17 protein-coding genes are annotated in these 20438 nt (G+C 62.3%); 11 read left to right on the top strand and 6 right to left on the bottom strand.

Annotation, left to right across the window (positions count from 1 at the left end):
* The first annotated feature begins 151 nt into the window (after positions 1-151).
* Positions 152-496 carry a hypothetical protein gene (locus tag BM408_RS19755; RefSeq protein ID WP_092132199.1) on the top strand — a complete coding sequence of 115 codons (345 nt, stop codon included), beginning with the start codon at positions 152-154 and terminating at the stop codon, positions 494-496.
* 528 nt (positions 497-1024) lie between these two features.
* Here BM408_RS19755 and BM408_RS19750 read toward each other — a convergent pair.
* On the bottom strand, positions 1025-3157 hold the full coding sequence (locus tag BM408_RS19750) for an ATP-dependent helicase (protein WP_092132114.1): 2133 nt from the start codon (positions 3155-3157) through the stop codon (positions 1025-1027).
* A 116-nt stretch (positions 3158-3273) separates the two neighbouring features.
* On the opposite strand from BM408_RS19750, the gene BM408_RS19745 reads away from it, so the two are divergent.
* The 6 genes from BM408_RS19745 (at position 3274) to BM408_RS19715 (ending at position 8173) form a co-directional block, all read left to right on the top strand.
* Positions 3274-4227 (top strand): AEC family transporter, encoded by a 954-nt coding sequence (locus BM408_RS19745; protein WP_092132198.1) that lies wholly within the window; start codon positions 3274-3276, stop codon positions 4225-4227.
* 182 nt (positions 4228-4409) lie between these two features.
* On the top strand, positions 4410-4835 hold the full coding sequence (locus BM408_RS19740) for a YciI family protein (RefSeq protein ID WP_092132112.1): 426 nt from the start codon (positions 4410-4412) through the stop codon (positions 4833-4835).
* A 62-nt stretch (positions 4836-4897) separates the two neighbouring features.
* The gene (locus BM408_RS23085) at positions 4898-5671 is read left to right on the top strand and encodes a YciI family protein (RefSeq protein WP_217649449.1); all 774 of its coding nucleotides are present in this window, start codon (positions 4898-4900) and stop codon (positions 5669-5671) included.
* A 183-nt stretch (positions 5672-5854) separates the two neighbouring features.
* Positions 5855-6391: an SRPBCC family protein gene (locus BM408_RS19725; RefSeq protein WP_092132111.1), complete on the top strand. Its 537-nt coding sequence runs from the start codon at positions 5855-5857 to the stop codon at positions 6389-6391.
* A gap of 45 nt (positions 6392-6436) precedes the next feature.
* Positions 6437-6868 (top strand): YciI family protein, encoded by a 432-nt coding sequence (locus BM408_RS19720; RefSeq protein ID WP_092132109.1) that lies wholly within the window; start codon positions 6437-6439, stop codon positions 6866-6868.
* A 6-nt stretch (positions 6869-6874) separates the two neighbouring features.
* Positions 6875-8173, top strand: a complete 1299-nt coding sequence (locus BM408_RS19715; RefSeq protein WP_092132107.1) for an RNA polymerase sigma factor — start codon at positions 6875-6877, stop codon at positions 8171-8173.
* Position 8174: 1 nt separating this feature from the next.
* Here BM408_RS19715 and BM408_RS19710 read toward each other — a convergent pair whose 3' ends face one another.
* Positions 8175-9461, bottom strand: a complete 1287-nt coding sequence (locus tag BM408_RS19710) for an MFS transporter (protein WP_175541850.1) — start codon at positions 9459-9461, stop codon at positions 8175-8177.
* Between the two features lie 141 nt (positions 9462-9602).
* Between BM408_RS19710 and BM408_RS19705 the strand changes: the two genes are divergently transcribed.
* Both BM408_RS19705 and BM408_RS19700 read left to right on the top strand, forming a co-directional pair.
* Positions 9603-10367, top strand: a complete 765-nt coding sequence (locus tag BM408_RS19705; protein ID WP_175541856.1) for an ArsR/SmtB family transcription factor — start codon at positions 9603-9605, stop codon at positions 10365-10367.
* A 257-nt stretch (positions 10368-10624) separates the two neighbouring features.
* The gene (locus BM408_RS19700) at positions 10625-11692 is read left to right on the top strand and encodes a GTP pyrophosphokinase (RefSeq protein WP_092132103.1); all 1068 of its coding nucleotides are present in this window, start codon (positions 10625-10627) and stop codon (positions 11690-11692) included.
* A 169-nt stretch (positions 11693-11861) separates the two neighbouring features.
* Here BM408_RS19700 and priA read toward each other — a convergent pair whose 3' ends face one another.
* Positions 11862-13976: a replication restart helicase PriA gene (gene priA, locus BM408_RS19695; protein WP_092132101.1), complete on the bottom strand. Its 2115-nt coding sequence runs from the start codon at positions 13974-13976 to the stop codon at positions 11862-11864.
* 375 nt (positions 13977-14351) lie between these two features.
* The gene (hemE, locus tag BM408_RS19690; protein ID WP_092132100.1) at positions 14352-15461 is read right to left on the bottom strand and encodes a uroporphyrinogen decarboxylase; all 1110 of its coding nucleotides are present in this window, start codon (positions 15459-15461) and stop codon (positions 14352-14354) included.
* A gap of 137 nt (positions 15462-15598) precedes the next feature.
* Between hemE and BM408_RS19685 the strand changes: the two genes are divergently transcribed.
* Entirely contained in the window at positions 15599-15961 is a 363-nt protein-coding gene (locus BM408_RS19685) for an aminoacyl-tRNA synthetase (protein ID WP_092132098.1), read from the top strand.
* Here BM408_RS19685 and BM408_RS19680 read toward each other — a convergent pair.
* Positions 15942-18455, bottom strand: coding sequence for a GGDEF and EAL domain-containing protein (locus tag BM408_RS19680; protein WP_092132096.1), 2514 nt, complete (start codon positions 18453-18455; stop codon positions 15942-15944). The genes BM408_RS19685 and BM408_RS19680 overlap by 20 nt on opposite strands.
* 276 nt (positions 18456-18731) lie before the next feature.
* Between BM408_RS19680 and BM408_RS19675 the strand changes: the two genes are divergently transcribed.
* The gene (locus tag BM408_RS19675; RefSeq protein WP_092132095.1) at positions 18732-19028 is read left to right on the top strand and encodes an RNA-binding protein; all 297 of its coding nucleotides are present in this window, start codon (positions 18732-18734) and stop codon (positions 19026-19028) included.
* 9 nt (positions 19029-19037) lie between these two features.
* On the opposite strand, the gene BM408_RS19670 is transcribed toward BM408_RS19675, so the two are convergent.
* Entirely contained in the window at positions 19038-20372 is a 1335-nt protein-coding gene (locus BM408_RS19670; RefSeq protein WP_092132093.1) for a class I SAM-dependent methyltransferase, read from the bottom strand.
* Positions 20373-20438 lie beyond the last annotated feature (66 nt).

Below are 20438 nucleotides of genomic sequence, written 5' to 3'. Positions count from 1 at the left end.
CCAATCGTCGCCCGCCTAGACTCTACCTTGCTAGCTTTGAAGGCAGAGAAATCTAGGGGAGGCGTCTACATCGTGATCAATGAGTCTGGGTCAAGAGTTGATGGAAAGATTGGATCAAACCTCAATGCAATTCAACACTAAGAGAAGAAAAATGAAATTTCCTAGCGAATTGGACTTCTTGCAGTCTTTTGGGATTGAGCCTGTTGAAGTTGATGCGTCAATGGCTTACTGCCGGTACGTAAAAACGTCGAACAACGGTGCAAGTGAATTAGATTTTTCCTTCAGTGCCGTTTCTGAATCGTTTCAGGTCGTTTTGAGATCTGCTGGCCAAGAGATGGTCTCCGTGTCTTCGGAAAATGCAAGCTTGATAGAAATTCGCTCCACTCAAAGAGGTTCAGGTATTCATGTTGTATTTGATACTCCCGGCGGGAAATCAGAGGCCGAAGTGACTCTCGAGCCAAATTTGTATTGTTCTTGGTGGTACTTGCGTGATTGAGTCACCTCTCTAGGGCCTGTAGGTCACACTATGAATATGAAGACGGGCGGCATAGATATCCAATTTTATTGGGATGCAAAGAATCAACGCACTACCTTCTACCCATTAGGAAAACCATGAAATCATCTAAGTACAGCCTCCGTATCCAACGCTCTGTAGTGGTCGAAATAGAAGGACAGAAGACATACACGAGGGCACTGGCCGTTTTAGATGCGAATGGAGTGTTGAATTCCGCTGAGATCTGACCCGGTTAGCGCGGGAATTTCTATCCAAGTCTGACCCACATAAGCGCTACCTTGCTAGCCTCTGAAAGCAGCGAAATCTAGGGGCGCCGCCTACATCGTGACCAAGGAGTGTGGGTGCGGAGTTGATGAAAAGATTGGTTCAGGCTCCAGCGCAATTCAACACCAGTTAGAACAGTAATTCCCGTTCAAGCCTGATCCACGTAGACCCTGCCTATTCCTAACAATGAGAGTAGGTCAGAATTTAATGGAAAGAATGAGGCAGGCTTCAGCACAATTCAACAGGCTAGCGCGTCTCTGCCGCCGCGGCAGCCGCCGCAATCCCATCCGCTGACTTCTTGGCAAACTCCGCACGCAAAGCCTTGAGCTTTTCGCGCGGATCTTCTTTCACCGTGGCCTTGTCCAGCGCCATCTCGGCGATGAAGCGGCTGGGCGCACCGGGAATCATGTCGCGGCCTTTTTTGCGTTTGCGCAGCCAGTTCACCGCCAGCGTGCGCTGTGCGCGGGTGATGCCCACGTACATCAGGCGGCGCTCTTCCTGCAGGCGCAGTGCGATGTTGTCGGTGTTGCTGCCGTCGTCGTCTTCGAGCTTGAAGGGCAGCAGGCCCTCGTTGACGCCGGCCAGCACCACATGCGGCCACTCCAGCCCTTTGGCGGCGTGCAGGGTGGAAAGCGTCACCACGTTCTGGTCGCCCTCGCGTTCGCTGATGGTCGAGAGCAGCGCAATCGTCTGCACCACTTCCAGCATGGTTTTGGTTTCGGCAGCCACGACTGCGCCTGAGGTGTCGTCGATCTGCCCGCCGCAGCGCTGGGCCACCCAGTCGCAAAAATCCATCACGTTGGTCCAGCGCGCGGCAGCCAGCTTTTCGCTGTCTTCGCCGTCGTACAGGTGTTTTTCGTAATCGATTTCCTTGAGCCAGTCGTTCAGAAAGGCGCGCGCGTCTTCGGCGCCCACGGTGCGTTTGGCGCGGTACTCGAGGTCGTTGAGGTAACGGCCAAATTCGTGCAGCGAGCCGACCGCCTTGGCCGGCAGCACCGAGCCCAGCGAGTTGCTGAAAAGCGCTTCAAACAGGCTTTGTTTGGACTGGCTGGCAAAGTTGCCTAAAGCGCCCAGCGTGGTGTGGCCTATGCCGCGCTTGGGCGTGGTCACCGCGCGCATAAACGCCGGGTCGTCGTTGTTGTTGACGAGCAGGCGCATCCAGCAGCACAGGTCCTTGATCTCCGCACGGTCAAAAAAGCTTTGCCCACCTGAGACCTTGTAGGGAATGTTGGCCTTGCGAAAGGCTTTCTCGAAAGGTTTGGCCAGGTGGTTGGCGCGGTAGAGCACACAAAAGTCTTTCCACTCCTTGAACTGCCCGCCTTCGGCCTGCAGGCTGCCTTCGGCGCGCAGGCTCTGGATGCGGGCCACTACACGCTCGGCCTCGTGCTCTTCGCTGTCGCAATCGATCACACGCACCGGCTCACCTTCACCAAGCTCGCTGAACAGTGTCTTGGGAAAGAGCTTGGGATTGGGGCCAATCACATTGTTGGCCGCGCGCAGGATGGCGCTGGTGGAGCGGTAGTTCTGCTCGAGCTTCACGACCTTGAGGTTGGGATAGTCCTGCGGCAGCTTCTTCAGATTGTCCAGCGTGGCGCCGCGCCAGCCGTAGATGGACTGGTCGTCGTCGCCCACCGCGGTGAAGCGCCCGCGCGGGCCCACCAGCAGCTTGAGCATTTCGTATTGCGTGGCGTTGGTGTCCTGGTATTCATCGACCAGCACATGGCCCAAAGAGTCCTGCCACTTGGTGCGCACGCTGTCGTGCTCGCGCAGCAGCTTGAGCGGCAAACCCACCAGGTCGTCGAAGTCGACGCTTTGGTAGGCTGTCAGGCGTTCTTCATAGTGCGCCATCACGCGGGCGATGGCGCGTTCTTCATCGCCATTGGCCTGCGCCATGGCCTCAGCCGCATTGAGGCCCATGTTCTTCCAGAGGCTGATGGTCCACTGCCATTGCCGCGCCGTGGCCGCATCGGTGCTGCCGCCGGCGTCTTTCAGAATGCTGGTCACGTCGTCGCTGTCGAGGATGGAGAACTGGGGTTTGAGGCCCAGCGCCGCGCCGTCCTGGCGCAGCATGCGCACACCCAGCGCATGGAAGGTGCAGACCAGCACGCCCTTGGCGCTTTTGCCGATCAGTGCCTTGGCCCGCTCACGCATTTCGGCGGCGGCCTTGTTGGTAAAGGTGATCGCGGCGATCTGCTCGGGCTTGAGCCCCGACTGGATCAGCCGACCTATCTTGTGCGTGATCACCCGCGTCTTGCCCGAACCGGCGCCGGCCAGCACCAGGCAGGGGCCATGCAGGTAATTGACGGCTTCTTGCTGGGCGAGGTTCAGGCCAGAGGCGATGGGGGACGCAGCGGAGGACGCGGGAGAGGGTGACGACATGCAGGCAGACGGGTGGGGCCGGGGGAAATCCAGACAGAAGACAAAGAAGCAGCCGGAATCATAGCCAGTCAGCGGCGGTCAGCCTTCACCCGTGCTTGCCGGTGACAATACGCTTTGTGTTAAGCATTCTCCTCGTCACTTTTCCGTTTTTTGCCCTGGTGTTGTGCGGCTACGTGGCGGCGCGGCGCGCGCTGCTGCCGCAGCTGGCTATTCCCGGCCTCAATACCTTTGTGCTGTATTTCGCGCTGCCCTGCATGCTGTACCGCTTTGGCGCGGGCACGCCGATTGCACAGTTGCTGGATGCCAGCCTGGTAGCCGTCTATCTGGTGTGTGCGCTGCTGATGGTGGCTTTCACCGTGATGATCACGCGCAAGGGCCGCATTGCCTGGAACGATGCGTCTTTCGGCGCGCTGGTGGCGGCCTTTCCCAATACCGGCTTTATGGGCGTGCCTTTGCTGGTCGCGTTGCTGGGCGCGCAGGCCGCCGGCCCGGCCATCGTCACCATTCTGGTCGATTTGCTGGTGACGAGTTCGCTATGCATCGCGCTGTCGCGGCTGGATTCGGCCGATATCCATGGCGCCGAAGTCGCCGCACAAAAGGCGCTCAAGGGCGTGGCACTCAACCCCATGCCCTGGGCCATTGTGCTGGGCGCGCTGTCGTCGGGCTTTGGCGTGGTGTTGTGGGCGCCGGTGATGCAGACCGTGGGGCTGCTGGCTGATGCGGCTTCGCCGGTGGCGCTGTTCACCATAGGCGCGGTGCTGGCGCGCTCGCAGATGAACAGCACGGCCGCCACGCCACTGAAAGAGTACGTGCCGGTCGCGCTGATCAAGCTGGTACTGCACCCAGTGCTGGTGGGCCTGGTGGGGTTGGGCGCCATCGCGGTGGGAGTGCCGCTGCAGCCGTTTGCGCTGACGGTGATTGTGCTGGTGGCGGCCCTGCCCAGCGCCAGCAATGTGGCCTTGCTGGCCGAGCGCTTCGGCGCTGACAACGGGCGCATTGCCCGCATCATCTTGTTGTCTACCGTGCTGGCTTTCTTCAGCTTCTCGGCGGCGGTGGCCCTGCTGACCTGAACAGCCCCGAACCGGCCAGCCGGCCTGCTGGCTTTTTCGGCCACTGTTACAAAAAAACCTGAAAAAAGATGGCCACAAGCTGTCGATTTCGCCCTACCCGCTCGTCGTACCGGTAAGAGCAGGATGTTTTTGCCCGGGTTGTCCGGGCTCTCCGCTCCCAACACCACCTCAAGGAGTCCGAAATGAAATTCATGGTTCTGGTCAAAGCCGACAAGCACAGCGAAGCCGGGGAAATGCCCACCGAACAACTGCTGGCCGATATGGGCAAGTTCAACGAATCACTGGTCAAGGCCGGCGTCATGCTGGCGGGCGAGGGGCTGCACCCCAGCGCCAAAGGCTCGCGCGTCCGGTTCTCGGGCGGCAAGCGCAGTGTGATCGACGGGCCTTTCCCCGAAACCAAGGAGCTGGTGGCCGGCTTCTGGATACTGCAGGTCTCGTCGAAAGAAGAAGCGATTGAATGGGTCAAGCGCGCGCCCTTTCCGCCCGAGAGCGAAGCCGAAATTGAAATTCGCCAGGTGTTTTCGGCCGAAGACTTCGGCGCTGAATTCACGCCGGAGCTTCGCGAAGCCGAGGAGCGCCTGCGCCGCCAGGTCGAGGCGCAGCGCTGAAACGCGCAGGCCCCGCGTTTGAGGTAAAAACCGGGGACTGCCATCCTGAGGAGACTTCACGCATGCAATACATGATCCTGCGCAAAGCCGACGCCAGCACCGAGGCCGGCGAGCTGCCCGGCCCCGCGCTGCTGGCGGCCATGGGCGCCTACAACGAAGAACTGGCCAAAGCCGGCATGCTGCTGGGCGGCGAGGGCTTGCAGGCGAGTTCCAAGGGCGCGCTCATCCGGTTTTCGGGTGGCAAGCCCACGGTGACCGACGGCCCCTTCACCGAAGCGAAAGAGCTGATCGCCGGCTTCACCATGATCGAGGCGGCTTCGCGGCAGGACGCCCTTGAGTGGCTCAAACGCTGGCCCCAGGAAGATGCCAACGGCAACACCTCGCTGGAAATCCGCGAAGGCGGCTGCCCCGGCGGCCTGCGCGGCGTGGCCGGCGAAGGCGCACCGCCCCTGCCTGAGGGCTTCCGCCGCTTCATGATTTTGCTCAAGGCCAATGACCGGGCCGAAGCCGGCATCGTGCCCGACGCCCAGTGGCTGGGGCGCATGGCCCAGCGCAATGACGAGGCTGTCAAGGCCGGCGTGCTGCTGATGGGCGAAGGACTCAAGCCCAGCGCCAGCGCATCCCGCATGAAATTCACCCGGGGTAAACCCAGCGTGATGGACGGGCCGTTTGCCGAAGCCAAGGAGTTGCTGGCCGGTTTCTGGATCATCCAGGCGCGGTCGCTGCAGGCTGCGGTGGACTGGGCGCTGGCGTATCCCTTCCCGTTTCGGGATACGGAAGAGGTGGAGGTCGAGATCCGGCTGCTGTATGAAGCCGCGGATTTCGCCGCCGCCTGAGGTTCAGGGGCGGTTCAGGCGGTGGTCAAAAATAATTTGAAAAATTTTGGCCAACCATGTCGATTTCGCGTTTTCCGTTCGTCGTACCGGTAGAGCAGACGTTTTTCAGGCCATAAAAGGCCGATAAATCCGGCGCTCGCCCCTTCCTCAAAAAGTAAGCGAACACCAACTCAGGAGATTGACATGTTCAAAACCATCGCCCTTATCGCAGCCGTCGCCATCGTCGTTTTTATCGTGGCCGTGCTGATACTCGCCGCCAACAAACCAGACACCTTCCGCGTGCAGCGCCAGGCCACCATTCAGGCGCCGCCTGAAAAAATCTTCCCGCTGATCAACGACTACAAACAGTGGGCCGCCTGGTCGCCCTGGGAGAAGAAAGACGCCGCGATGAAGCGCAGCTTCAGCGGCCCGGCCACCGGCAAAGGCGCGGCCTACGCCTGGGAAAGCAAGGAAGTCGGCACCGGCGACATGCTGATCACCGAGTCGGTGCCTTCCTCCATGGTCAAGATTGACCTGAACTTCACCAAGCCTTTCGAGGCGCACAACAAGGTGGTGTTCACCATCCAGCCGCAGGCCGGCGGCAGTGTGGTGAGCTGGGACATGTCCGGCCCCGCGCCGCTGATGTCCAGGGTGATGCACGTCTTCTTCAACATCGACAAGATGGTGGGCAAGGACTTTGAAGATGGTCTGGCCGCCATGAAGGCCGCTGCGGAAAAGTAAGCCCGGCTCAACCACTCCACACCCCTACATTCAAGGAGTACTCAAATGCGATTCATGATGCTGATGATCCCCAAAGGCTACGAAACCGCCGCTGCCGGCACGATGCCTGATGCTGACGCCGTAGCCGCGATGATGAAATACAACGAAGCCCTGCAAAAAGCCGGCGTGCTGATCGCGCTGGACGGCCTGCACCCGCCCTCGATGGGCGCGCGTGTGACCTTCCCCGGTGGCAAGGCCCACGTCAGCGACGGCCCTTTTGCCGAAGCCCGCGAAGTGCTGGGCGGCTACTGGATGATCAATGTGGCGTCGCGTGCCGAAGCCATTGAATGGGCCTCACGCTGCCCGGGCGGAGAAAACGAAATCATCGAAGTGCGCCAGGTGCAGGAGATGTCGGACTTCCCGCCCGACGTGCAGGAGGCCGCCGCCGGTTTCACCGAGATGCAGCAGGCCCCGAGCGGAAAGAACAAGAGCGCCTGAAGCCGCATGGCGTCGCATGAAACCCATCGCGCCATCGATGCTGTCTGGCGCATCGAGTCGGCCAAGGTCATCGCCAAGGTTGCACGCATGGTGCAAGAGGTCGGCCTGGCCGAAGAGATTGCGCAGGACGCGCTGGTCACCGCGCTGGAGCGCTGGCCCAAAACCGGCGTGCCGGACAACCCGGGCGCCTGGCTTATGGCGGTGGCCAAGCACCGCGCCATCGACTACCTGCGGCGGCGCAAGCTGCTCGCGCTCAAGCATGAAGAGCTTGGCCATGAACTCGAGCTGGAGCAGGAAATGGCTTTCGCCGATGTAGACGAGCCCGGCTCCGGAGAAGGCGGCGATGACGACTACGGCGACGACCTGCTGCGCCTGATCTTCACCGCTTGCCACCCGGTGCTGTCGACCGAGGCGCGCATCGCGCTGACGCTGCGGCTGCTGGGCGGCCTGAGCACCGATGAGATCGCCCGTGCCTTCCTGGTACCCGAGCCCACCGTGGCGCAGCGCATCGTGCGCGCCAAGCGCACCCTGGCCGAGGCGCGTGTTCCCTTTGAAGTGCCCGGCCCCGCCGAGCGCGATGCGCGGCTGGCCTCGGTGCTGGAGGTCATTTATTTGATCTTCAACGAAGGCTATTCGGCCACCTCGGGCGGCGACTGGATGCGGCCCGCGCTGTGCGATGAGGCCCTGCGGCTGGGGCGCGTGCTGGCCGAGCTGGCGACGCAGGAGCCCGAAGTGCATGGACTGGTAGCGCTCATGGAAATCCAGGCTTCTCGCGCCAAGGCGCGCACCGGCCCGTCGGGTGAACCCATCTTGCTGCTGGAGCAAAACCGCGCACGCTGGGACCACATCCTGATACGCCGCGGTTTTGCCGCGCTGGCGCGCGCCGAGGCGCTGGGCGGCGCGCTGGGGCCGTATGCGCTGCAGGCCGCCATTGCCGCCTGCCATGCACGTGCGCCCACAGGCGCCGACACTGACTGGCATCGCATTGCCGCGCTCTACGATGCGCTGGCGCAGCTGATGCCCTCGCCGGTGGTGGAGCTCAATCGCGCCGTGGCGCTGGCCATGGCCTTTGGCCCGGCGACGGGGCTGGAAGTGGCTGACGCGCTGCTCACCGAGCCCCTGATGAAAAACTACCACCTGCTGCCCAGCGTACGCGCGGACTTCTTATTCAAGCTCGGCCGGCTCGAAGAAGCGCATGCGGAGTTCGAACGCGCCGCCTCGCTCACGCGCAATCTGCGCGAACGCGAGTTGCTGCTGGCGCGTGCGGAGGCCTGCAAGTCGGGCTCCACACCGCGCCTGGCATGAGTCAGGCAGCCGGCTTGCGGCCGCCCAGCATGCAGGCGATGGCCGCCAGTTGCAGCAACACCGTCGCGCCAAAGTAAAGACCGGTGCCCGCACCCAGATGCGCCGGGCTTCCGTTGCCCGTCACCAGCAGCAAGGCAAACGTGGCGGGTGCCAGCGCCCACAGGCCTTGCGACATGGCGACGATCAACGCCACCACGCGCGGAACATCTTCCTTGACGAATTCCACCTGCGCCACCAGCGGCGGCAGCGAGGTCGCGTTGCCGATGCCGACACCGAACAACACCACGCCCATCAGGATCAGCGCTGTCTGGTGTTCAGCAGCACAAGCCAGCAACAGCGAGCCGCCTATCTGCACCGCGTAACTCACGCAGGCGACCAGTCGGCGGTCGGCATCCGGCGGCATGCATTTGCCGACCACGGTGCGGCCGCCAATGGCACAGGCGGTGGCCAGCGCCATCGCCAGGCCCGCACCCTGTGCGCCCATCGCCGACACCAACAGCGAATACAGATGCGTGATCAAACCGGCCTGGGCAAACAAGCTGAGCGCCATCGCCGCCGCCAGCGTACGAAAGCTGCGGTCGCGCCACAGCAGGCGGCCCGGCAGGGGCCTGGCATGCGCCGAAGTGATGGCGCGTGCCGGCGCACCGGGCGCATCACCGTCAGGTCGCTGGCCCATGCGCTCAGGCGTCTGCGTGATCACATAAAAACTCAGGCACCCCACGATGGCCAGCATGACCCCGCCCACCAGCACGGTGGCGGCGGTAAAACCCATCGCGGCGATCAGCGCGCCCCACAGCGGCGAGAAAATCACGCCGCCCAGGCTGGCGCCGTTATAGGCCTTGGCCAGCGCCATGGGCCGGCCGCGCACAAACCAGGGCGAGATGATGGCGTTGATGCCCGCCGCGCCCATGGTGACCCAGCCGCCACCCGTCAGCACCGCCGCCACAAACAGCTGCCAGGGCTGCGCGGCCAGGGCCCAACCCAGCAAGCCTGTGGCCAGCGCCGCGCAACCCACGGCGGTGGTAGCGGCCACGCCTAGCCGGGTATGGATGCGCGGCAGGCAGGCCACCACGGCGGCGCCAAAGAGAAAATGAAAAGTCACCGCGCTTGATACCAGCGGCAGCGCCCAGCCGGTACGGGCCAGCACCGCATGCAGAAAAATCGCCGGGCTGTAAAAGCCCACGCCCCAGCCGAAGATGGCCAGCACAAAAGCGGCGCGTACAACAGTGGCCCCGTAAAAGGCGCGCGGCGCCGGGGGCTGCAGGGCTGGGGTCATTGGCAGTTCCATGGGGTTCTCCTTGTGGGGTGGCGGCGTTTGCGGCATGGCCTTTATGGTGCGGCGAAGCACTGCCCCGATGCTTCGTCACGGAGCGAAGCATGGGCCGCGCGATGCTGCTAAGGTAGGCACTACAAGGCGTCAAACACCATGATGAATACCAACCAAATCGCCCACATCGCCTCGCTGGTCGGCGAGCCGGCCCGCACCGCCATGCTGATGGAGCTGCTGGACGGCCGCTCCCTCACCGCACATGAGCTGGCCGGGGTCGGCAATGTGTCACCCCAAACCGCCAGCCGCCACCTGGCCCTGCTGGTCGAAGGCGGCCTGCTCTGCGTGGAGCAGCACGGCCGCCACCGTTACCACCGCCTGGCCTCGGTGGAGGTGGCGCGTGTGCTGGAAGGCATCACACAGCTCGCCGCACAAAACGCCCCCGCACCACGCCGCGCCGTCGTGCCCGGCCCCAAAGACGCTGCCATGCGCATGGCCCGCAGCTGCTACGACCACATCGCCGGCCGCCTCGGCGTGGCCATTGCCCACCACCTGCTGGCCGACGGCGCCATCACCTTTGACGGCGAAGCCGGCCACGTCACCCCCAAGGCCAATGCCGTGCTGGCGCGCCTGGGCATTGAGCTGTCAACCTCGCCCACCAGCATCAACACCAAGCGGCCTTACTGCCGCCCCTGCCTGGACTGGAGCGAGCGCCGCTTTCACGTGGCCGGGCAACTGGGCACGCTGATCTGCAACCACAGCCTGGAGCGCGGCTGGCTGCTGCGCCGCCAGGGCATGCGCGCGCTGGAGATCACACCCAAAGGCGCGGTGGCGCTGCGCGACTGGATGGGGCAGGAGGATTGGCGGCAGGTGACGGAGGGGGAAACCTTTCCTGCGCGGCAAGAACAGCGGCGCGTGGCCGCGTAGGCTTTTGGCGTCGATGACGGAGCGCTACAGATACCAGATCTTCTGGATCTTCCTCCGATGAGAGGATGTTCAAACTAATGCAGTTGGTCGAGAATCGCTGGGAGCTTGAAACGTGTCATTGACACAAGTATCGAGTTTGTCGCTATTTTTAGAGAGCAAGCCACTCAGATGAAGCAAGTCTCAATGCCCGCTTTTGTGGTTGAAGTCGCCAAGTTATGCCGCAGCATTTGCGGTATGCATTAAGTTAGGCTGTGTCCATGAATCAGCAAGAACTCGAAGAAGAATACCAGGAGATTGCAGGTCGAGCGGGGCGACTGCGGTTGGCACTTCTTGAGCAGGTCGGCAAACTCCTTGAGTCAAAAAGCATCACTCTTGGAGTTCCGCTGGAGGGCCGAGTGAAGACACTCGCCTCGATCTCGGAAAAGATTGAACGCAAGTCGAAGCCCCTTGCAACGCTGAACGATCTTGATGACCTCATTGGTGTCCGCGCAATCCTACTTTTCAACCGGGATGTGTCTGAGGCAAGTAAGCTAATCGAAGCGACATTCGATGTCCTGAGCAGCGAGAACACAGCCGAGCGCCTTGGAGAGGCTCAGTTTGGTTATCAGTCACAGCACTACGTGCTTCGACTACCAAAGGCATGGCTGTCCATCCCCAGCTTGAGCGATTTAGGTACATTGAAGGCCGAATTGCAGGTTCGCACCTTAGCGCAGCACATATGGGCAGCGGCATCTCACAAGCTGCAGTACAAGCAAGAGCAGAGCGTACCGCCTCCAGTGCGACGTGCGATCCACCGCGTGTCTGCCTTACTTGAGACGGTGGACCTTGAGTTTGAAAGAGTATTGCAAGACCGAGAGACGTATGTCCAGAAGGATTTGAACCTTGATCAACATGATCAACCGCTGAACGTCGATTCGCTACAGGCGCTGCTGTCTGAAATGCTTCCGCCAAAGAACAAATCGGAAAATGAAACTTACGGTGTACTCCTTGAAGACCTTCTTGCACTCAAAGTAGATACCGCAGGCAAGTTACGCGACTTGCTTGCTAAACACATGAATTTTGTCGCCGCGGCGGATGCCCAGCAAGTTGAACGTCGCCGACGGGAGCAAGACTTCAATGGAACGAGCCGGGAGCGAATTGAACGAGGAGTGTTCTATCGTCATGTAGGTTGGACGCGAAACGCTCTTCGAAAAGAGTTTGGAGGCGAAAAAGTGGATGCGCTTTTTTTTAAACGGAAAGATACGGAAAAGCCTGGGAAGAAAACACCGACTATAAATAAGGCCACTAAACGCAAGCCAACCGCGGCAAAAAAAAATGGGACATAGCGGAGCGCGCAATGCAGTTAACCAGGTCGTATGAGCCTCGTGCCGACATGGAATCTGCGTCACCGAAGTGCCAGTGGCAGGCAGACTAATGGAAGAGTTATCGGCGTTTTCTAGTACGGAGTGAGCCGATAGGCCATGATGGTTTGAAAGTGACCCCTTGCCACTCCCATCAAATCGCAATCGGATCCACATCAATCGCCCATCGAATCAGGCTCTTGAATTCAGCCTGCTGGCGCGTTTCAAACAGCACCGGTTGCCAGGCCGCCAGAAAGCGTTGCAGCGCCGCGCGTGAAGAACTTTCAACCAGCATTTGGGCGCGCTCGATATTCGCCACGCGCTGTATCGTCATCGGCACGGCCGGGTAGGCGGTGACCTGGCCGTCGCCGGTGAGCTGCTGCGCTTCGGCCTGGGCCGCGGCTGCGTTGAGGAAGCCCTGCGCCACGTCTTGCGCCCGCGCTTCGGCGCGCACCAGCGCCGAGTAACCAAAGGGCGACATGCCTGCGGCTTCGCGTTCGGCGAGTTGCTGCGCCGCAAAGCCCGGGTAGTCGTGTTTCTTGAGTGCCTCAAACAGCGGATGGGCAGGGTGAAAAGTCTGCACCCACATTTCACTGGCGCCGCTGTGCCGCGCATCGCGGCCGGCCCGGCCGCCGGCCTGCATCAAGAGGCTGAAGAGCCGCTCGGGCGCGCGGAAGTCGCTGGAGAACAGCGCGCCGTCAGGGTTGATGGCCGCCACCAGCGTGATGTGCCGGAAGTCGTGGCCCTTGGCGATCATCTGCGTGCCGACCAGCACGTCGATTTCGCCAGCGTGCACGCTGGCCAGCTGTGATTCGAGCGCGCCTTTGAGGCGTGTGGTGTCGGCGTCGATGCGGGCAATGCGGGGCGGCTCACCGTCGGGCCGTTTCACGCCGGCCAGCAGCTCGGCCAGGTGCTCTTCGAGCCGCTCGGTGCCGCGCCCCACGGGGGCGATGTCGATATTGCCGCAGCTGGGGCAGGCGCGCGGCACGCGCTCGGTGTAGCCGCAGTGGTGGCAGCGCAGGGTGCGGTCTATCTTGTGGAAGACGCGAAAGGCGCTGCAATGCGGGCACTCGCTTTTCCAGCCGCAGTCGTGGCAGGCCAGCACCGGTGCGTAGCCGCGCCGGTTCAAAAAAATCAGCGACTGCTCGCCGCGCGCCACGCGCTGTGCAATGGCGTCCAGCAGCGGCGGCGCAATCACGCCCTGCTTGGGCTGGTGGTTCATGTCCACACGCCTGACTGTGGGCAGGCTTGCCTGCTCGCCTTCATCGGCCGCGATGCGTTCACTCATCGTGAGGCGTTGATACCGGCCCGCCAAGGTCGCCTGCCAGCTCTCCAGCGACGGTGTGGCCGAGCCGAGCAGCACGCGGCAGGGGCCGTGGTCGTGCGTGGCGTCTTCGGTTTCGATCTTGGCGCGGTAGACGGCCAGGTCGCGTGCGGAGTAGCGCGCGCCCTCTTGCTGCTTGTAGCTCGGATCGTGCTCTTCATCGACCACCAGCAGGCGCAGGTTGGGCATGGAGGCAAACACAGCCATGCGGGTGCCCAGCACCAGGCGCGCATGGCCGGCGTGGGCGGCCAGCCAGCTTTTGAGGCGCTGAGCCGGCGTCAGGCCGCTGTGCAGGGCTACGACGCGCTCTTTGCCCAGGTGGGCAAAGCGTTCTTCAAAGCGCGATTGCAACTGCGGCGTGAGGTTGATCTCTGGCACCATGACCAGCACCTGCGCTGCCGGGTCTTGCTCCAGCACACGGGCGGCTGCCCGCAAGTAGACCTCGGTTTTGCCGCTGCCGGTGGCGCCAAACAGAAGTGCGGGCCGGGTGTCGACATCAAATTCGGCAATGGCCGCTGTCTGCTCCGGGCTGAGCGCCATCAAACTTGCCGTGGATGGCGCGTGGCTGGTATCGGCCACCGGGCGTTTGAGGCGCCGCGCCAGCTGCACGCTGCTCAGGTCGCGCAGCTGCGGCGGCAGCGCCGCCAGCGCCACCTCACCCAAAGAGCGCTGGTAATAGCCCGCCGTGAACTGCACCAGCTTTCGCCAGGTTGCCGACAAGGGGGGCAGTCCCTCCAGCACGCCCGCGACATGGCGGGTCTGCATTTCAAGCAAGGCGCCGCTGTCGGGCAGGATTTCCCACACCACACCAAGGACTTCGCGCCTGCCCAATGGCACGCGCACCAATGAGCCCACAGGTAGTGGCGACTCACTTTGGTAGGTCAGTGGCCCGGCGATGGCACTGTGCGCGGGGGCCGCGACGACGATTTGAAGCCAATTGCTCATTGGGGTAACTAAATGTGTTTAATTCTTGAGAGATACATCCAAAGAAAGCGCTAAGTCCTTGATTTACAAACCGATTACAGATTTCCAGATTTTCTGTGGATAACTTTGTTGATAGCTCGTCAGCTCTGGCCGCGAAGCCTTGTAAATCAAGGCTCTTCTTAAACTGCCCAGAAAAAAAGCAATTTAAAGTCTCTATATAAATCAACAACTTACGAGCGCTATTGCTTTGATAGCGCGATGTGTGTTCAGGCTCTTGTATTGCGGCGGCGCAACAAGAATTTTGTGCATAAGTCCAGACGCCAGTGCACCATTTTGTGCTAGCCCTGTTTGTAATACGTCACCAGACAGTGGCCTTTCGCACGCCTGCCCGCCGCATTAGCCTCGGGCCATGCGCATTTTGCGAGAGTGAGCGTGCACTGCGCGCACGAGTACTTCGACACTTTCCGGCGGCGTGTGCTGGCTGATGCCATGGCCGAGGTTAAAAATATGGGCCGGACCGGGCCGGTTGGCATCGGTATGGGGCGCGCCAAAGCTGTCCAGCACGGCGGCCACTTCGGCCTCAATCTGGGCCGGGTTGGCAAACAGCACGTTTGGGTCCAGGTTGCCCTGCAGGGCCTTGGCGTGTGGCCCGTCTTCGCCGACCAGGGCGCGCGCCCGGGCCAGGTTGACCGTCCAGTCCAGCCCCAGCACTTCGCAGTCCAGCTGGGCCATGGCCTCCAGCCACTGCCCGCCGCCCTTGGTGAAGACCAGGCGCGGGATCTTGACGCCCTCGTGCTCGCGTTTGAGCTGGCTCAGCACACGTGCGGTGTAGGCCAGGCTGAAGGTTTTGAAGGCCGCATCGGCCAGCACACCGCCCCAGCTGTCAAAAATCATCACCGCCTGGGCGCCGGCTTCGATCTGCGCATTGAGGTAGGTAGCGACCGCGTCGGCATTCACCGTCAGCATTTTGTGCATCAGGTCGGGGCGCTGGTACAGCATGGTCTTGACGAGGCGGTAGTCGTCAGAGCCCGCGCCTTCGACCATGTAACAGGCCAGCGTCCAGGGGCTGCCCGAAAAGCCGATCAGCGGCACGCGGCCGTTGAGCGCCTTGCGGATCGACGTGACGGCGTCGAACACGTAGCGCAGCTTGTTCATGTCGGGCACTTCAAGCTTCGCCACGGCGGCTTCGTCGCGCACCGGTGTGGCAAAACGCGGGCCTTCGCCCAGCGCGAACGACAGGCCCAGGCCCATGGCGTCGGGCACGGTCAGGATGTCGCTGAACAGGATGGCGGCGTCCAGCGGATAGCGGGCCAGGGGCTGTAGCGTGACCTCGGTGGCGTAGTCGGTATTGGTGGCCAGGCCCATGAAACTGCCGGCCTGGGCGCGCGTAGCGCGGTATTCAGGCAAATAGCGGCCGGCCTGGCGCATCAGCCAGACGGGGGTGTGGTCGGTAGCCTGACGCAGGCAGGCGCGTAAAAAAGTGTCGTTTTGAAGGGGTGCGAACATGCCCTGATTGTCTCAGGTGTGGGGTTGGCCCTCCCGCGCCGGGGTATGCGCCGGGGTATACGCCGGGATGTACGCCGGGCTGGTACTCACGCGGGTTCAGACTTACCATGGCTGAACAGCCTCCAAGGAGCAATTCCATGCGCATGAACGACCAGGAGTATTTCCGCAGTTGCATCGCCAAAGAGCGGCACCTGGCGCAATTGCTGGGCCACACGCACATCGAGGAATGCTATGAAAGCGCCGGCACCCTCTGGGACAGCGCCCAGGCCCTGCCGCAATGGACGCGCGACTGGAAAGCCTGTGGGCCCTTGATGACGGCCTACGGCATCACGGTGGGCTATGAAGGCGACGGTGTGAGCCTTGGCGCCACCATCGTGCATTTCACCGACCACCCCAACCGCGACCGCGCCGTGATGTACGGCATCGTCAAGGAAGTGATCTTCCGGCTGGAGCACCACAAGGCCACGCTGCCGGCCGCACCTACATCTTTAGTGTCTTGATAAAAGCCTCAAGCTCATCAATCGGCAGCGGCTTGCAAAACAAATAGCCCTGATAACAGTCGCAACCATGGCGCGAGAGGAAGTCCCGCTGCGCCTCGGTTTCAACCCCTTCCGCCACCACACCCAACCCCAGGCTTTGCGCCAGGCCGATGATGGTGCGTGCAATGGCGGCGTCGTTGGGGTCGCGCAGGATGTCCTCCACGAAGGATTTGTCGATCTTGAGCTGGTCCAGCGGCAGGCGCTTGAGGCATGACAGCGACGAGTAGCCCATGCCGAAATCGTCCAATGAGAGCGTCACGCCCATCTTCTTGAGCTTGGCCATCTTGGTGATGGTGATGTCCATGTCTTCGGCCAGCAGGCTTTCCGTCAACTCCAGCTTGAGCTTGTGGGGGCTGACCTGGGTTTCCTTCAGCGCGGCCATGACCAGGTCGACAAATTCGGGATGGCGGAACTGGCGGACGCTCACATTCACGGCAATGCTGAGCGCGGCGGTCTCAGGGCGATTGGCCCAGGCGGCCAGCTGGCGGCAGGCGGTTTCCAGGGCCCACTGGCCCAGCGGCAGGATCAGCCCGGCCTCTTCGGCCGCCGGAATAAATTCCGAAGGCTGCACAAAACCGCGTTCGCTGTGCTGCCAGCGCAGCAGGGCCTCCACGCCCGTCATGCGGCCGTCGCGCCCCACCTGCGGCTGGTAATACAGCAGGAATTGTTTTTCGCGCAGGCCCTGGCGCAGGTCGGACTGCAAGGCGGCGCTGGCGGTCACGGCGGCCTGCATCGCGGGGTTGAAGAAGCACACGGTGTTGCGCCCCGACATCTTGGCCTGGTACATGGCCAGGTCGGCCTGCTTGAGCAGGTCGCCGATGTTGTTCAGGGTCTGGTTGAACGAGGTAATGCCTATGCTGCAGGTGCTGTAGTGCTGGTAGCCCGCCAGGCTGTAGGGCTCGGTCAGCGCGGCCAGAATGCGCGCGCCGGCCGCTTCGGCTTTGGCGACGGCTTCGCGCGGGTCCTGGCCCAAGTCCTCCAGCATGACCACAAATTCATCACCGCCCAGCCGCGCCACTGTGTCTGGAGGCTGCACGCAGGCGCCCAGGCGCCTGGCCACCTGCTGCAGCAGCAAATCGCCCTTCTGGTGGCCCATGGTGTCATTCAGCGTTTTGAAGTTGTCCAGGTCGATGAACATCAGCGCGCCTTCGCGCGGGTGGCGGCGGTTGTGGTTGAGCGCCGCTTCCAGGCGGTCCATCAGCAACTGGCGGTTGGGCAGCTGCGTCAGCGGGTCGTAAAAGGCCAGGTGCTTGATCTCGCTTTCGGTCACCTTGCGCCGCGTGATGTCGCGCCCCACCGCCACCCAGTGGGTGAAAAAGACGCCGGCGTCATCGGCCACCGGCACGATGTCGACCTCCATCCAGAAATGCCGGCCGTTTTTTTTGTAGGTGATGAGTTCGGCCTGCACCGGCTCGCCCTTCTGGAAGGCGCTGCGGATACGCTCGAGTTCGTTGCGCTGCGTCAGCGGCCCGCACAGCAGGCGCGGCGAATGGCCCAGCGCTTCTTCAGGGCTGTAGCCCGTGTGTTGCTCAAAGGCGTTGTTCACAAAAATGATGCGCAGCCCCGGCCGCCCGGAGGGCACGGCCTCGGCGATGAGCACGATGTCATTGAGGCGCGAGATGCTGGTCTCCAGCAGCATGAGCTGCTCTCTGGCCTGGCGCCTTTCGCTGACATCACGAAAGTAGATAGCCACCCCGTCGGGGAAAGGATAGGCCCGTATCTCGAACCATTTTTCCAGCGGCGCGTACAGCGCTTCAAACTCCACCTGGTAGTTGCCGGCCACCGCCGCCCGCACCTGGTCCGAAAACAGGGTGTTGATGGCGCCCGGGAATTCCTTCCAGATGCTTTTGCCCAACAGCTCCTTGGAGGGCCGGCCCAGCAAGCGCGCGCCTTCGCGGTTGAGGTAGTTAAAGCGCCACTGCGTATCGAGCGTGTAAAAGCCTTCGGTGATGCTCTCCAGCGTGATGCCCAGGCGTGTGGCCAGCCGCTGGGCGTCTTCTTCGGTCTGCTGCGCGGCCTGCAAGGCGTGAATGTGCCGTGTGTCGAGTTGGGCGGCGGCAAGGCCTGCCAGGGTCTCCAGGTCTTCTTCCTGCTCGGCGCTCAGGCTTCGCGCCACTTTGTCCATGACGGCCAGCACGCCCAGCAGGGTGCCGTCTTCCCGCGTCAACGGCAGGCCGCGGTAAAAGTGGATGTCGGGCGCGCAGCGGGCCGGCAGCTGCGGCATGCGGGGCGGCGACTCGAGCGTGGCTTCGCACAGCGTGACCAGCCCTTCGCGCTCTTGCGGTGAAAAGCCGCTGCCCGCAATAAACACCGCCTCGCCGCCTTCCAGCGCCACGACGACGGCGATGGGAGCGGCGCAGGCTCGCGCGGCCAGCCGGCTGAGCCGGTCGGCGCCGGAATGGGGCAACACATGAAGCGCGAAGGCGGGATCAACGCGAGGAACAGAAACGGACACGGGAAAGCACCTGCTTTTCAAACATTCAATCAACGATGCTGACGCATGGCGGCGAGTTTTTCAGGGGAGATTTGCAAGTGTTGGCGATGATTTGCAAGCGTTGGCGAGAAGCGTTGCAAAACGTTCCGTCACTGACGTGCGCGCGGTTTTGTCCTACGCTGTGGGTATGCGGCGCCTCACGTGAGGTGATTGCTTCACCCCCCATGCTGCAGCACCTCCCGGATGTCTGCCCTTACCTTTTTTCGTTCCGCATTGTTTTTATTCAGGCAAGGATCCATGAACCCTCTCGAACTCGACCAGTTGCAGCAATGCCCTGACATTGCCACCTTGCAAACTGTGCTGGGAACCATGTGCGCCCGATTTGGTTCGGTCACGCAACTCAAAATCGTGCCGGCCACCCATGCCGGCAAACACCAGGCCTTGTGTTTTTTGCGCATGGCCACCGAGGAAGAAGAGCAAAAGCTGATGAGCGGCCTGGGCATAGGCCGCTTCGGCGGTGAGCTGGTGGTCGTGGTGGACCTGTTGTCGGCCGAGCCGCCTCAGACTGAAAGTGCGTGGGGCTCTCTCGCCTGAGGGCGGTTCTTACTTCGCTATCGCTGCGTCAGACGAGGGATGCCTGAGCAGCAGGCGATCCAGCGCGTTCAGCACCTCGAACGATTCGGCGAAGTCGGCAAACAGCACGGCATTGTCAGGCGCGGCGGCCTTGCCCTGCCAGGCCGCGCGGAACTGGTCGAAGATCTCGCCGAAGGTCTTTTTGCCGTCTATCAGCGCCAAAATCTTCGCGCCGTACTTGCCGGGGTTGACCATCACCGAGACGCCCGAATGCTGGTGCCTGAGCATGAAGGGCTGGCCCTTGTTGCTGCCGAACACCTGCGCCGCGATCTCACCCGTCAGGGGCTCGTGGTAGTAGAAAGGCACATAGGCCGCATCGCCATAAGGCGCGGTGCAAGCGGCGTTTCGGGTGACGTACAGCGAGTGCGTGATGATGCTGCCCGACATCAGTTCCGCCATCTCATACTGCTTTCGCAGCGGCAGCTTGCGCAGCGCCGCCGTCATGGGCGGCGGCTTGGCGCCCAGCACCATGTGCGGCAGATAGGGTGAGCGCCCGCGCTGCACGTCGGTGAACTCCAGGTGCATGCCGTGACCGCCTTTTGCGCCATCAGCCTCACCACCCAACCAGTCAAACAGCTCGCCCACGCTGTAGGCGCGGTCTTGTGAATGCAGCAGCAAGTCGTAAATGCCGGCGTCCCCGGCCTTGTGGTCGTGGTGCAGGTCTTCGCTGCGCTTGAACCAGTTGGTGGCGGGCAGGCTGGCCAGCAGGTCGCGCGTGTTGGCGATCTTGCGCTGTGCATCCGCCTCGCTGCCGTTGACCATGCGCATGAGCTCCTGCATCTGGTACACGCCGGTGCGGCCCGAGGTGGCGTACACCATGAGCCCGATGGCGCCGTCGTCCTTGAGAACGCTGAGCAGCGCCTTGAAGCCGAGGTCAGGATCAGCCAGGTGGTGCAGCACGCCGCTGCAGTTGATGTAGTCAAACTTGCCGAGCTCCGCCGCCAGCGCGGGCAGGTTGAGCAGCGAGTCATGCACCCAGCGGATATTGCTCAGCCCGCGAATCTGCGCACGCGTTTTGGCCAGCGCAATGCTGGCCTCGCTCATGTCCAGGTGCACCACCTGCGCATCGGTGTGGCGCAACTGCTCCGCCAGAAAGATCGTCGCATCCCCCGTGCCGCCGCCCGCCACCAGCGCCTTGAAGCCGTTCTGGAAAGACTGCTTCCCGGCGAAGCAGTAGTGGTTGATCATCGGCAGGTCTTCCAGCCAGGTCAGCACCAGCCGCTTGCGGTCGTCCTCGGGGTTGCAGGGCGGGTAAGGCAGCGCCTCGTATTGGTTTCGAACCTCGGGCAGGTAGTTATCGGGCATGGCGTGTTCCGGGAAAACAAATAGCAAGAGCGCTATTGTCTCCGGCCGAAGACGTGTCTCCCCCTT

The organism is Polaromonas sp. YR568 (genome assembly GCF_900116715.1).
Taxonomy (GTDB): Bacteria; Pseudomonadota; Gammaproteobacteria; order Burkholderiales; family Burkholderiaceae_C; genus Polaromonas.
The sequence above is the reverse complement of the archived record's forward strand: the minus strand, read 5'-3'. Positions and strand labels throughout refer to the sequence as shown.